Raw genomic sequence first — 13,330 nt, forward strand, 5'->3', positions numbered from 1 at the left:
CTGTGATAACGCCTTCGTGACCAACATCGTGTTGGCCCGAGACCCTGCAGCGAAGCGAAGCGGCTCATCGGACGCCCCCAGGAAGCTTTGCTCTGTGCGAAAGCGTAGTGCTAACGTAGCGACAGCAACAAAGCGCCCAGCCGAAACGGAAATCAACCCCTCGTTTTGCCGAAGAGCATACTATATTTAATAGGACACCTTTATTTAATTGACACAATAGTTTTAAACAACATAAAGGAGGTGTCTCAAATAATGAGGCACCTCCTTTAGTTGCAGTTAAAATTCTTTATCCATCTGTGGTGAAGTACGATAAAAACGGAAATTTCCTGTTTCAATGCGTGCGACGGTATTATCTTCAATACGGTCATGACATGTTTCACACATATACGTATGAATTGGTCGATTGCGTAATTTTTTTGCTAACGGTAAATTATCATCTAAATTGTTAATAGTATCGCAAATAACGCACTTTACGCGCATTGCATTCCCTCCTACTCAGCACGAATAGCTAATACATTTTTGATAGGGTTGTCTACATTTGAACCGTCTCTAAATAGCACATGAACAGGACCATCTTCCATTAATGGCTTCCCATCTTGGCTATATTTTAAAATTAGTGTATAAGCTTCTTCGATTGTAAATGGATATTCTTTGCTATCTTCACATTCAATGACGATTGTTGTTGCTTCAGGTTTGATATCAGCATTTTTCAAGAAGTGACTTAATTCGATTCCGAAAGTACCTGTTTCCATCCCTTTGCGGTCAAATTTTCGTTCTGATTTCAATGTTGGTGGGAAAGTAGCTCCTTCCATAATCTCACGTGACCAGTGAGCACCTACCTCGCGCATATATTTAATATCCGAATCTTCCTCAGCCTCTTTTGTATCGAAGTACGTTTTTAAATCTAATTTACGATCATCGAAAATCCAAACAGTGGGATCTAATGTTAATTGGAATGTAACTGCGCCCTTGATAGGAATTATTGTTTCCATAATAGAAATCCTCCTTAAATCTTGTATATCCATGAAATAGTATAACGCTAATGACTAGAGATAATAAAGAAATATAATTCGATTTCTCTATTTTCCAATGTAGACACTTGCAATTTTAACGACTAAAAGATAAACTTTATTAAGATAGAATCGAAGAAATATCAGATAATGGGGGCGTCCTCATGGATACTAAATCACAAACTTCTTTTCAAGAGAAGGCTTTGGAGCTTTTAGTTGCTGATGCAGATAAAATTGCTCGCCTCATTCGAGTACAAATGGATCATTTAACAATGCCACAATGCCCTCTATATGAAGAAGTATTAGATACACAAATGTTCGGTCTTTCACGTGAAATTGAATTTGCTGTGAAGCTTGGACTCATTGATCGCGAAAAAGGCAAAGAAATTCTCGATTCACTCGAGAAAGAACTTTCTGTACTACATGACGCGTATACAGACAAATAAAAAGAAAAAACTCAAACGCAATTTGCGATTTGAGTTTTTTTTCTAGAATGAGGTTTTCCGATGAAACAATACTTAAAACGTTATGCACAAAATTTTGATTATCCATTGTTTTTTACTGTTCTATTACTAAGTTTATTTGGATTAGTAATGATTTATAGCTCCAGTATGATGGTGGCGATTGCACAAAAAGGACAAGAACCAGATTACTATTATCACAAGCAAGTCATTAATTTAATTGTAGCTTTTCTTGGATTTTTAGTAGCGGCATTTTTCCCGTATAAGCATTATGCGAACAAAAAAGTTATGTTGTTACTGACGGCTGTGCTAGTTGTCCTATTTACTTGGGTAAAAGTTGCTGGTAATGGTGATGAGGCAGGGATAGGTTCTCAAAGTTGGATACATGTTCCGGGTTTTGGTAATTTTCAGCCTTCTGAATATGCGAAGCTATTTATCATTTTATATTTTGCGGCAGCTTTTTATCGGAAAGGACAAAAATATACGCTTGAAAAGCTACAACCAACGGAAATATTTTATCCTATATTCCTTTGGATTCTTGTTGTTGCTGGTGTAGCATTTGAAACCGACTTGGGAGCAAGTATTATTCTCTGTGGAATTGCTGTTTGTGTTGTAGCAGCGAGTGGCATTCCATTTAAAACATTTTGGAAGTTTTTTGGGGTATTAGGAGCGTTTGGAGGAGTCATCTTTGGTATACTAATGCTGTTTAAAGGAAATATGTTAACGACAAACCGTTTGGGACGTCTTAAATCATACATTAATCCGTTTGAGTATGAGACTGGTAGTGGTCACCAAGTTGTCAATAGTTATTATGCCATTGGCGGAGGCGGTTTAGAAGGAAGAGGTCTCGGTCAGTCAATTCAAAAATTGGGGTATTTACCTGAACCACAAACCGATTTTATTATGGCGATTATTATGGAGGAACTAGGAATTTGGGGAGTTCTTATCGTTTTAGGTGGTTTAGGGTTTATTGTATATAAAGGATTTTCGATTGCGTTGCGTACGAAAGATCCACTAGCACGTATGATTACGGCTGGAATTGCGAGCTGGATTGGCTGGCAAACGTTTATCAATCTTGGGGGGGTAACTGGGTTAATCCCGTTAACCGGTGTAACGCTACCTTTTATTAGCTATGGCGGGACATCTATAATTATTCTATCTTTAGCGATGGGAATATTAATCAATGTTTCTATGTTTGAAAAGATAGAAAGGAGAAAGACACAATCATAAAGGGGGATATCAATGGAATCAATCAACAAAATTCTCGTTGCTAATCGAGGAGAAATTGCAATTCGTATTTTCCGTGCATGTACGGAGTTGAATATCCAAACTGTAGCCATTTATTCGCGGGAGGACAGTGGGGCGTTCCATCGTTTTAAAGCAGATGAGGCCTATTTAGTAGGAGCAGGCAAGAAACCAATTGATGCTTATTTAGATATCGAGGGCATTATAACGATCGCGAAAGATGCTAATGTTGATGCGATTCATCCAGGTTATGGCTTTTTATCAGAAAACGTAGAATTTGCACGTCGATGTGAAGAAGAGGGGATTGTTTTCATTGGGCCGAATTCCCAACATTTAGATATGTTTGGAGATAAGGTGAAGGCGCGTGAACAAGCAATTGCTGCAGGTATTCCTGTTATTCCTGGTACAGATGGTCCAGTAGCTAATTTAGCAGAGGTAGAAGCTTTTGCTAGCGCATATGACTATCCAATTATGATTAAGGCAGCACTAGGCGGCGGTGGTCGTGGAATGCGCCTTGTTCATACTAAAGAGGAGCTAGCTTCCTCCTATGAACGTGCAAAATCAGAGGCGAAGGCAGCATTTGGCTCTGATGAGGTCTATGTAGAAAAGGCTATTATTAAGCCAAAGCATATTGAAGTCCAAATTATTGGCGATCAACAGGGCAATATTATTCATTTATATGAACGTGATTGCTCGATTCAACGTCGTCATCAAAAGGTTGTTGAAATCGCACCATCTAATTCAATTTCGGAAGATTTAAGAAACCGAATTTGCGATGCTGCGGTTCAATTAATGAAAAATGTCTCATACATAAATGCAGGGACAGTAGAATTTTTAGTTGCAGGCAATGAATTTTATTTCATCGAGGTCAACCCTCGTATTCAAGTAGAGCATACGATTACTGAAATGATTACAGGTGTTGATATTGTGCACGCCCAAATCAAAGTGGCAGCAGGCTACGGTCTGCATAGTGAGGAAATCCATATTCCACAACAGGCCGATATTCCAATGATCGGCTATGCGATTCAAGCGCGTGTCACAACGGAAGACCCTGCTAATGATTTTATGCCAGATACAGGGAAGCTCATGGTGTACCGTTCAAGCGGTGGCTTTGGCGTTCGATTAGATGCCGGTAATGGCTTCCAAGGGGCTGTAGTAACACCGTACTATGATTCACTACTAGTTAAAATTTCAACGACAGGGATGACGTTTAAAGAAGCCGCAGCAAAAATGGACCGAAATTTAAAAGAGTTCCGTATTCGTGGGGTGAAAACGAATATTCCATTCTTAAATAATGTCGTAACGCACGAGGAATTTTTAACGGGTGCATTTGATACAAGCTTTATCGATTCAACACCTGAATTATTTAATTTCCCTGAGCGCAAGGACCGTGGGACAAAGCTCTTAAGCTATATTGGAAATGTGACGCTAAATGGCTTCCCTGGTGTAGAGAAGAAGTCCAAACCAATTTTTGTACAGCCAAGCATTCCAAAAGTCGATAAATTAATCGTTCCTCCGGCAGGGACAAAGCAAATTTTAGATGCCCAAGGAGCAGATGGGCTTGTGAAATGGATTCTGGAGCAAAAAGATGTGCTATTAACGGATACAACTTTCCGAGATGCGCACCAATCACTTCTTGCAACACGTGTGCGTTCACAGGATATGTTCGAAATTGCAGATGCAACAGCACGCATGATGCATGATTTCTTCTCACTTGAAATGTGGGGAGGCGCGACGTTTGATGTGGCATATCGTTTCTTAAAAGAAGACCCATGGGAGCGTCTTGCCAAGCTACGTGAACAAGTACCGAATGTGCTATTCCAAATGTTATTGCGCGGTGCGAATGCAGTTGGCTACACAAATTACCCAGACAATTTAATTCGTGAGTTTATCGCTGAATCAGCGGCATCAGGCATTGATGTATTCCGTATTTTCGATAGCTTGAACTGGATTAAAGGAATGGAAGTAGCCATTGATGCAGCACGTCAATCAGGTAAAATTGCTGAAGCTGCGATTTGTTACACAGGAGATATTTTTGATGAATCAAGAGCGAAATATTCAGTTCGATACTACAAGGAAATGGCAAAAGAGCTAGAGGCAGCAGGTGCCCATATTTTAGCGATAAAAGATATGGCAGGATTATTGAAGCCAGAAGCAGCCTATCGTTTAATTTCAGAGTTGAAAGAGACGACAAGTCTGCCAATCCATCTGCATACGCATGATACTAGTGGCAATGGTATTTATTTATATGCCAAGGCTGCCGAAGCAGGGGTAGATATCATTGATACGGCGCTTGGTTCAATGGCAGGTTTAACATCACAGCCAAGTGCAAACTCCTTGTATTATGCAATGAAGGGCGGTAAGCGTGAGGTTCGTGCCGATATCGATGCGCTTGAAAAGTTATCGTACTACTGGGAAGATGTGCGTAAATATTATAAGGATTTTGAAAGCGGCATGATTAGCCCACATTCTGAAATTTATGTCCACGAAATGCCAGGTGGTCAGTATAGTAACTTGCAGCAGCAGGCCAAAGCGGTAGGCCTTGGGGATAGATGGGAAGAAGTGAAGCGTATGTATTCCCGCGTAAACCTTCTATTTGGCGATATTGTCAAAGTAACTCCATCTTCGAAAGTAGTCGGTGATATGGCGTTATTTATGGTGCAAAATGATTTAGATGAAAACTCTGTACTAACTAGAGGGCAAACAATCGATTTCCCAGATTCTGTGATTGAATTCTTCCAAGGTTATTTAGGACAACCACATGGTGGCTTCCCAGAGGCACTTCAAAAGGTTGTGTTAAAGGATCGTGAAGCAATTACGGTACGTCCTGGCGAGCTACTAGAGCCTGTGAATTTTGGGCAACTGGAGGCGATACTAGAGGAAAAATTAAATCGTCCCGTGACAAAGCAGGATGTGCTAGCTTTTGCTTTGTATCCGAAAGTGTTTGAAGAGTATGCAAAAACAGTGAACTCCTTCGGCAATATTTCGGTATTAGATACGCCAACATTCCTTTACGGATTAAAACTAGGCGAAGAAATCGAAGTCGAGATCGAAAAAGGAAAAACACTAATCATTAAACTTGTTTCCATTGGAGAACCGCAGCACGATGGTACGCGTGTTATATACTTTGAGCTAAACGGTCAATCACGTGAACTAGTAATTCAAGATATGACTGTCGAAGTAGATGGCAGTCTGGCTTTAAAAGCAGACCCAAGCAATCCAAATCAAATTGGCGCAACGATGCCTGGTACGGTCTTAAAAGTAGTCGTATCGAAAGGAAGCCATGTAAAACGTGGGGATCATTTATTAATTACCGAAGCGATGAAAATGGAAACAACCGTCCAAGCACCGAAAGACGGTATCGTGAAAGAAGTATACGCTAATGCGGGCGATGCTATTTCAACAGGTGATTTGTTAATTGAAATTGAATAATTGTTAATAAAGAAGGTTATTAGATGGCTTTTATAGCATACTAATAACCTTTTTTATGGCTCATCACCATAACGTGTGGTTGATTTCCGTTACGGCTGGGCGCTTTGTTGCTGACGCTTCGCTTTCGCACAGGTAAAACATTTGCCGCTGACGCTTCGCTTTCGCGCAGAGCAGAGCTTCCTGGGGGCGTCCGATGAGCCGCTTGGGGCAACAGGATGTTGGTCACGAAGGCGTTATCACAGGACGTGATGCTCTTAGCCTTCGTTCCCCTACGTGCTCGCTCCAGGGTCTCGGGCCAACACGATGTTGGTCACAAAGGCGTTATCACAGGATGTGATGGTTTTAGCCTTCGTTCCTCTATTGCTGATCCCCGAGGAGTCGCCCAGCCTCCACTCCAATCCAATCAACTAATATACAGGGCATATATTTTTAAACTTTTTGCTTATGAGCCTTTTTTATCTTCATTCAGAAAATGTTTTCTGTAGCGAAAGCACGCCAAGGTAACAACAAAATTTGCTATATTGTAATAATAAACTTGTTGATTTTTTTACAAATGAATGGTAGAAACATTGGATCAAATAAAAAAGATTCGCTATTGAAAAATGTAGCGAATCTTTTTCTACTATTATTTGTTTTTTTCATTATAATTGCTACGTGCAACTAGCATTACCATGTAACAAAGTAGACCAAATAGAATTGAAATAAATAATGAATGAAGTAATGCGACTGTTAAATTCAATTTAGTTAGGACTACTAGCATACCAGCAATCACTTGTAAAATTACTATAGCAAAGGCAATAATCCAGCCATAGTAAATAACGCGTTGATTTTTATATTCTTTTACAGCGTGCCAAGTTATGTATGCAATCCAAATGAAAAAGATAAGAACAGCTAGGCGATGCCCCATTTGCACCCATTCGTACATATTATTAAAAGGCGCGAATGGTGTTTCGTTATAGCAAAACGGCCAGTCAGGGCATATTAAGCTAGAATCTGTATGGCGAACAAGCGCCCCTGTATAAACGACTAAATAAGAATAAATTGTGACAGCAATTGTATGCCAACGTAACTTTTTACCAATAAAAACGTTATCGGCATCAAATTTTCGATCGACTTCAAATACAATCATAGAAAGAAGGAGCACAGCAGCAAAGGAAATAAGAGAAATCCCAAAGTGGAGCGCTAATATGAAATCGCCTTGTCCCCACAACACTTGAGCTGCTCCAATAAGAGCTTGTGCGATTAAGAAAAACATCGCTAAGAAACCTAATAATTTTACTTCACGAATATGACCGAGTTTACGCCATGTCCAAACTGTTAACGCTAGAATTGAAAGAGATACAACTCCAGTTACAAGACGGTGAGAAAATTCAATTAAGACTTCTGGTGTTATTTCTTTTGGAATAAGAGAACCATTACAATCAGGCCAGTTTCGACCACAGCCTAAGCCACTATCTGTTTTGGTAACAAGTGCTCCACCTAGTAAAATAAGGAGCATTCCAACTGTAGCGGCAACAGCAAACCATTTCATATACCTGTTGTGTTGCATAAAATGAGTCACCTACTTTATCTATGAACATTACATGAAAGTAATGTTTCTGCTAATAGATGATATCGAAAATACAGGTAAAAAACAACTTGTAAAGAGTAGGGAGTATTAGATGTCGATTCCATTTCACAAATTGTTCATAATTTCGTACTCTAACCTTCACAATTCATTTTAGAAAATGTTTTACTATAGATATGTTGTTTTTAATATATTTCTAGACAAAGCTAATTTTTACAACTTCATCTAAATTTCACTTAATGTCTAGAAATCAATCGCAAATTTCGCTATAGTAATTGGTAGCGGAATATGCTTACAAAAATGAAAGGAGAGGTATCATGTCAAACGGTCGTGCACTGACGGCTACTAGAAATGGTGGACCAGCATCAACATCTGTTGTAAAAGATTTCTTAGCACTGATAAAAATTGGAATTGTTAACTCGAATCTTGTCACAACGTTTACAGGGATGTGGCTGGCATTTCAATTTACTAGTAGACACTTCTTGCAAGAGCTTGATGTCATATTGTTCACCATGCTGGGTGCAGCATTGATTATAGGTGGCTCGGGCGCAATGAATAACTTTATTGATCAGGATATTGACCCAATCATGAAAAGAACGAAGGCAAGACCGACAGTAACGGGTAGATTTAAGCCGAATTTTGTACTGACCATTGCCCTCTCATTTTTATTTGTAGGTGAAATTTTGTTATTTGCGGCTTCGTTTGCGGCCGGCATGTGGGGACTTGTAGGAATATTTGCTTATGTTGTTCTGTACTCAATGTGGTCAAAGAGGAAGCATGTTAGTAACACGGTTGTAGGAAGTATTTCGGGGGCAATCCCACCAGTTATTGGGTTTGCAGCAGTTGAGCCTACATTAGGTCCTGGAGCACTTGCCTTATTCCTGATCATGTTTGCATGGCAGCCACCGCATTTTTATGCGCTTGCTATGAAACGCACTGAGGAATATCGTGCAGCTAATATACCAATGCTACCTGTAGTAAAGGGATTTAAACGAACTAAGTACTCGATGTTATTTTGGATTCTTTTATTATTACCGTTACCGTTCCTTTTACTAGAGCTTGGGGTTGGCTTCTTAATTCTTGCCACTGCATTGAACTTGGGCTGGTTGATTCTAGCTTTTAAAGGCTTTACTACAAAAGATGATATGAAATGGGCAAATAAAATGTTTATCTATTCTTTGAATCATATGACCATACTATTTGTATCCATCATAATTTTTGCGTTGTTTAGCTAAATTTAGGAATTCTTTCTTTTCTTAAAGAATTCATATAGACAGAACTGATGTCCTAGGTACACATGAAAATACAACAAAGAAAGAGGGGTTTAATTAAGCTATGATGAAAGGGCTTAAAAAATGGCGTCTTTTTTCACTACTAGCAGTGATGATGGTTTTCCTTTCTGGTTGTGGTGAAGATTATATTTCTACACTGAAACCGTCTGGTCAAGTTGGTAAAGAACAATTCAATCTATTACTGTTAGCTACTGGAATTATGACGTTGGTTGTAATTATAGTATCCGTTGTCTATTTACTTGCATTCTTAAAATTCCGCCGTTCAAAAGTTGGCGAAAACGTTATTCCTAAGCAAGTAGAAGGAAGTCACACTCTTGAAATAATTTGGACAGTTATCCCAATTATTTTATTATTAATCTTAGCTGTACCAGTTGTTACGGCTACTTACAAATTTGCAGATGTTGCTGCAATGGACGAAGTAGATGAAAACGGTGACAAAACAGCACTTACTGTAAATGTAACTGCAAAATTATATTGGTGGGAGTTTGAATACCCTAACCAAGGTATTGTAACTGCACAAGAATTAGTTGTACCAACAGGTCAAAAAGTTTACTTTAACTTAAAAGCTGCCGATGTAAAGCACTCATTCTGGATTCCTGCTGTAGGCGGTAAAATGGATACGAACGTAGATAACTTAAACAAGTTCTATCTAGAATTCGATAAAGAATCAAAAGACCTTAAAGACGGCGTATTCTATGGTAAATGTGCTGAGTTATGTGGTCCGTCACATGCATTAATGGACTTCAAAGTTAAAGCATTAAGCCCAGATGCATTCGATACATGGGTAGCTTCAATGAAAGCAACTGATGGTAATAAGGCTGACAAAGCTTCAACAGATCTTGGGGAAGCAACATTTGCTAAGAGCTGTATGGGTTGTCATGCTGTATCTGGTACAAGTGGTGCAGGTACACCAGGTCCTAACTTAACGGCTTTTGGTGACCGTAACCGTGTTGCTGGTTTCTTAGAACATAATGAAGAAAACTTAAAAGCTTGGATTCAGGATCCTGGCAAATTCAAACCAGGTAACTTGATGATGAATGCAGACGGTACTGCGCCAATTTATGGCGACTTAACTGATGAAGAAATTCAAGCTCTTGCAACGTATATCATGGGCTTATCTGTTGAGAAATAATTTTAGTTTTATGTAACAAACTTGAGGGAGGTAAAAGTTGTGAGCTCATACACACAGAAAAAGGGCTTTGGAGCAACTGTCTGGGACTACATTACAACTGTTGACCATAAAAAGTTAGCAGTAATGTATTTATTAGCCGGTACACTGTTCTTTGCTATCGCTGGTTTTGAAGCGTTATTAATGCGTATTCAATTAATGAAGCCAAATAACGACTTCATATCAGCTGGTTTTTTCAATGAATTATTAACAATGCACGGAACAACAATGTTATTCCTAGCTGCGACTCCATTACTATTCGCATTTATGAACATGCTTGTACCATTACAAATTGGTGCGCGTGACGTAGCATTCCCGTTCCTTAACTCTTTAGGGTTCTGGTTATTCTTCCTAGGTGCATTATTCCTTCACCTATCATTCTTTATGGGTGGCGCTCCTGATGCGGGCTGGACGTCTTATGCATCATTATCTTTATATTCTCCTGGACATGGTATTGACTTCTATGTTCTCGGTTTACAAATTTCAGGGGCAGGTACGTTAATTTCGGGTCTTAACTTTATCGTTACGATTATTACAATGCGTGCTCCAGGTATGACATTCATGCGTATGCCATTATTCACTTGGACTGCACTTGTATCAAGTGCATTAATCCTATTCGCATTCCCTCCATTAACAATTGGTTTATTAATGATGTTATTTGACCGTATGTTCGGTGGTAACTTCTTTGACCATTTAATGGGTGGTAACACAATTATTTGGGAACACTTATTCTGGATCTTCGGACACCCAGAAGTTTATATCTTAGTATTACCAGCGTTCGGTTTATTCTCTGAGATTATTCCAGCGTTCTCTCGTAAACGTTTATTCGGATATTCTTCAATGGTATTCGCAACAATTTTAATCGGTTTCTTAGGGTTCATGGTTTGGGCTCACCACATGTTTACAGTTGGTCTTGGGCCAACAGCTAACGCAATCTTTGCTGTTGCAACAATGGCGATTGCCGTTCCAACAGGTATGAAAGTATTCAACTGGATCTTAACTATTTGGGGCGGATCTATTAAAGTTACAACACCAATGCTTTATGCACTTGGTTTCATCCCGTCATTCGTTGCGGGTGGTGTTACAGGGGTAATGCAAGCATCTGCACCTCTTGACTACCAATTACACGATTCTTACTTTATCGTTGCTCACTTCCACTACGTAATCGTTGGTGGTATCGTAACAGCGTTATTTGGTTCAGCGCACTTCTACTGGCCAATTTTCTTCAACCGTATGTTAAACGAAACACTTGGTAAAATTACTTTCTGGGTATTCTTTATCGGATTCCATTTAACGTTCTTCGTTCAACACTTCTTAGGTTTAATGGGTATGCCACGTCGCGTATTCACTTACATGGAAGGTCAAGGTTGGGATCAATTCAACTATATCTCTACAATCGGTGCATTAATGATGGGTGTAGGGGTTATCTTAATGGTAATCAACTGCTTAATGTCAATCAAAGGCAAACCAGCAGGTCGCGATCCATGGGGCGATGGACGTACTTTAGAATGGTCAATTCCACAACCAATCCCATTCTATAACTTCCGTCAAACACCTCTTGTTCGTGGTTTAGATCCTTGGTGGATTGAAAAGCAAGAAGGTAATAAAGAAGTTACATTTGCTGAGCCAATCGGTGATATTCATATGCCAAACAACTCAGCTATCCCATTTGTTATTTCTATCGGTATGTTTATCGCGGCATTCGGTGCTCTTTACAATCCAGATGCAGATAAACCATGGTCAATTTATATTTTAATTGGCGGTCTTGCAATTACATTTGGTGCTATGATTTTCCGTTCTGTTAAGGACGATCACGGCTTCCACTTACACAAAGAAGAAATTCTTGAAATTGAAGAACATCTTTACGGCAAAGGAGGAAATAAATAATGGATTTCAATACTAAATTTACTCCTCATACTTGGCCAGATAATCCTGAACAGGCTACGATGGAAGGGAAAAATAAAGTTGTTGGTTTCTGGATTTTCCTTGCCTGTGAAGTTGTACTTTTCGCAAGTTTATTCGCTACTTACCTAGCGCTTAAGAACAAAGGGCCAGCTGGCATGGAGTTCACAACACAAAGTTTATTTGAATTACCTTTAGCTTTCGCTATGACGATGTTATTATTAACATCTTCACTAACATCTGTTTATGCCATTTATCATATGCGTAACTTTAACTTTAAAGCTATGCAAACTTGGTTTGGTATTACAGTACTTTTAGGTCTTGGATTCTTAGGTCTTGAAATTTATGAGTTCTACCACTATGTACACAAAGGCTTTACATTTGACCAATCTGCGTTCTCAACTGCGTTTTATTCATTAGTTGGTACACATGGTTTCCACGTAACATTAGGTCTTGTGTGGATTACTACGTTAATGCTTCGTAATGCTAAACGTGGTCTTAACTTATACAATGCACCTAAATACTTCGTGGCTGCATTATACTGGCACTTTATCGACGTAGTTTGGGTATTCATCTTTACAGTAGTTTACTTGATGGGAGTGATCGGATAATATGTCTTCACACGATACACCTATAGTTGCTAAGTCACAGGCACAATACGAGTATGACCGTCATCATAATGCCGTTCATATGCGTAAACAAGTAATCAACTTTGCGATTATGATATTCTTTACGTTTATCGCATTCGCAGTAGTTGCAGCTGATTTTTCTAAATACTTAATACTTCCACTTATTTTATTGCTTGCTGGTGTTCAAGTTGTTCTTCAACTTTACGCTTTCATGCACTTAGAAGACAAAAAAACACACTTCGGTGGTGTAATTGGTTTCTTCATGTGGATGGGTATTCTAATCGCATTTACATTCTTCTTAGCATTTTTAACAATCATTTGGTGGTAATCACCAAAAAAGCACGTTCTCTACTTTATGTAGGAACGTGCTTTTCTTTTTTCTATTCACATTTAAGTGAATGAGCCGGTAAGAATTAATATAATTCATGTGAGAGTGATTTCCGTTCCAGGCTACTCGCTTTGTTGCTGTCGCTACGCTTTCGCACAGATAAAACATTTGCCGCTGACGCTTCGCTTTCGCGCAGAGCAGAGCTTCCTGTGGGCGAGCGTCGAGCCGCTTCCTCCGCTAAAGGAACGAAGGCTAAATGCGTCACTTCCTGTGACAATGCCTTCGTGACCAACATC

11 protein-coding genes are annotated in these 13,330 nt (G+C 39.3%); 8 read left to right on the plus strand and 3 right to left on the minus strand.

What is annotated here, in order from left to right; genetic code table 11:
- Nucleotides 1-276: 276 nt before the first annotated feature.
- Nucleotides 277-480 carry a YlaI family protein gene (locus ACQKMI_RS07795; protein WP_079559728.1) on the minus strand — a complete coding sequence of 68 codons (204 nt, stop codon included), beginning with the start codon at nucleotides 478-480 and terminating at the stop codon, nucleotides 277-279.
- 11 nt (nucleotides 481-491) lie between these two features.
- Nucleotides 492-992 (minus strand): peptidyl-prolyl cis-trans isomerase, encoded by a 501-nt coding sequence (locus ACQKMI_RS07800; protein ID WP_427488056.1) that lies wholly within the window; start codon nucleotides 990-992, stop codon nucleotides 492-494.
- A 182-nt stretch (nucleotides 993-1,174) separates the two neighbouring features.
- Between ACQKMI_RS07800 and ACQKMI_RS07805 the strand changes: the two genes are divergently transcribed.
- Genes ACQKMI_RS07805 through pyc form a run of 3 tightly spaced genes read left to right on the plus strand, consistent with a single transcriptional unit; the run spans nucleotide 1,175 to nucleotide 6,148 of the window.
- Nucleotides 1,175-1,456: a DUF1507 family protein gene (locus ACQKMI_RS07805; RefSeq protein ID WP_427488057.1), complete on the plus strand. Its 282-nt coding sequence runs from the start codon at nucleotides 1,175-1,177 to the stop codon at nucleotides 1,454-1,456.
- A 60-nt stretch (nucleotides 1,457-1,516) separates the two neighbouring features.
- On the plus strand, nucleotides 1,517-2,701 hold the full coding sequence (locus tag ACQKMI_RS07810; RefSeq protein WP_427488058.1) for an FtsW/RodA/SpoVE family cell cycle protein: 1,185 nt from the start codon (nucleotides 1,517-1,519) through the stop codon (nucleotides 2,699-2,701).
- 12 nt (nucleotides 2,702-2,713) lie between these two features.
- Nucleotides 2,714-6,148: a pyruvate carboxylase gene (gene pyc, locus ACQKMI_RS07815; protein WP_427488059.1), complete on the plus strand. Its 3,435-nt coding sequence runs from the start codon at nucleotides 2,714-2,716 to the stop codon at nucleotides 6,146-6,148.
- A 625-nt stretch (nucleotides 6,149-6,773) separates the two neighbouring features.
- Here pyc and ACQKMI_RS07820 read toward each other — a convergent pair.
- Nucleotides 6,774-7,697 (minus strand): COX15/CtaA family protein, encoded by a 924-nt coding sequence (locus ACQKMI_RS07820; RefSeq protein WP_427488060.1) that lies wholly within the window; start codon nucleotides 7,695-7,697, stop codon nucleotides 6,774-6,776.
- A gap of 335 nt (nucleotides 7,698-8,032) precedes the next feature.
- Here ACQKMI_RS07820 and cyoE point away from each other — a divergent pair, with 335 nt between their 5' ends.
- The 5 genes from cyoE to ACQKMI_RS07845 all read left to right on the plus strand — a co-directional run bounded on the left by cyoE (nucleotide 8,033) and on the right by ACQKMI_RS07845 (nucleotide 13,034).
- The gene (gene cyoE / locus ACQKMI_RS07825; RefSeq protein WP_427488061.1) at nucleotides 8,033-8,950 is read left to right on the plus strand and encodes a heme o synthase; all 918 of its coding nucleotides are present in this window, start codon (nucleotides 8,033-8,035) and stop codon (nucleotides 8,948-8,950) included.
- Nucleotides 8,951-9,050: 100 nt separating this feature from the next.
- Nucleotides 9,051-10,139, plus strand: a complete 1,089-nt coding sequence (coxB, locus tag ACQKMI_RS07830; RefSeq protein WP_323645320.1) for a cytochrome c oxidase subunit II — start codon at nucleotides 9,051-9,053, stop codon at nucleotides 10,137-10,139.
- Nucleotides 10,140-10,178: 39 nt separating this feature from the next.
- A complete protein-coding gene (gene ctaD / locus ACQKMI_RS07835) occupies nucleotides 10,179-12,062 on the plus strand; it encodes a cytochrome c oxidase subunit I (RefSeq protein WP_427488062.1) in 1,884 nt (627 codons plus the stop codon).
- Nucleotides 12,062-12,688 carry a cytochrome c oxidase subunit 3 gene (locus ACQKMI_RS07840; RefSeq protein ID WP_427488063.1) on the plus strand — a complete coding sequence of 209 codons (627 nt, stop codon included), beginning with the start codon at nucleotides 12,062-12,064 and terminating at the stop codon, nucleotides 12,686-12,688. Before ctaD ends, ACQKMI_RS07840 begins: the two co-directional genes overlap by 1 nt.
- 1 nt (nucleotide 12,689) lies before the next feature.
- Nucleotides 12,690-13,034, plus strand: coding sequence for a cytochrome C oxidase subunit IV family protein (locus tag ACQKMI_RS07845; protein ID WP_053594672.1), 345 nt, complete (start codon nucleotides 12,690-12,692; stop codon nucleotides 13,032-13,034).
- The last annotated feature ends 296 nt before the right edge of the window (nucleotides 13,035-13,330 follow it).

The organism is Lysinibacillus sp. NPDC097214 (genome assembly GCF_050277945.1).
In the GTDB taxonomy this organism is placed as follows: domain Bacteria; phylum Bacillota; class Bacilli; order Bacillales_A; family Planococcaceae; genus Lysinibacillus; species Lysinibacillus xylanilyticus_B.

What these genes read in the sequence shown, in the direction of transcription:
- ACQKMI_RS07800 (WP_427488056.1), bottom strand. Translation starts at nt 992, where the DNA reads ATGGAAACAATAATTCCTATCAAGGGCGCAGTTACATTCCAATTAACA.
- ACQKMI_RS07805 (WP_427488057.1), top strand. Translation starts at nt 1,175, where the DNA reads ATGGATACTAAATCACAAACTTCTTTTCAAGAGAAGGCTTTGGAGCTT.
- ACQKMI_RS07845 (WP_053594672.1), top strand. Translation starts at nt 12,690, where the DNA reads ATGTCTTCACACGATACACCTATAGTTGCTAAGTCACAGGCACAATAC.
- cyoE (WP_427488061.1), top strand. Translation starts at nt 8,033, where the DNA reads ATGTCAAACGGTCGTGCACTGACGGCTACTAGAAATGGTGGACCAGCA.
- ACQKMI_RS07820 (WP_427488060.1), bottom strand. Translation starts at nt 7,697, where the DNA reads ATGCAACACAACAGGTATATGAAATGGTTTGCTGTTGCCGCTACAGTT.
- ACQKMI_RS07795 (WP_079559728.1), bottom strand. Translation starts at nt 480, where the DNA reads ATGCGCGTAAAGTGCGTTATTTGCGATACTATTAACAATTTAGATGAT.
- coxB (WP_323645320.1), top strand. Translation starts at nt 9,051, where the DNA reads ATGATGAAAGGGCTTAAAAAATGGCGTCTTTTTTCACTACTAGCAGTG.
- ACQKMI_RS07810 (WP_427488058.1), top strand. Translation starts at nt 1,517, where the DNA reads ATGAAACAATACTTAAAACGTTATGCACAAAATTTTGATTATCCATTG.
- ACQKMI_RS07840 (WP_427488063.1), top strand. Translation starts at nt 12,062, where the DNA reads ATGGATTTCAATACTAAATTTACTCCTCATACTTGGCCAGATAATCCT.
- pyc (WP_427488059.1), top strand. Translation starts at nt 2,714, where the DNA reads ATGGAATCAATCAACAAAATTCTCGTTGCTAATCGAGGAGAAATTGCA.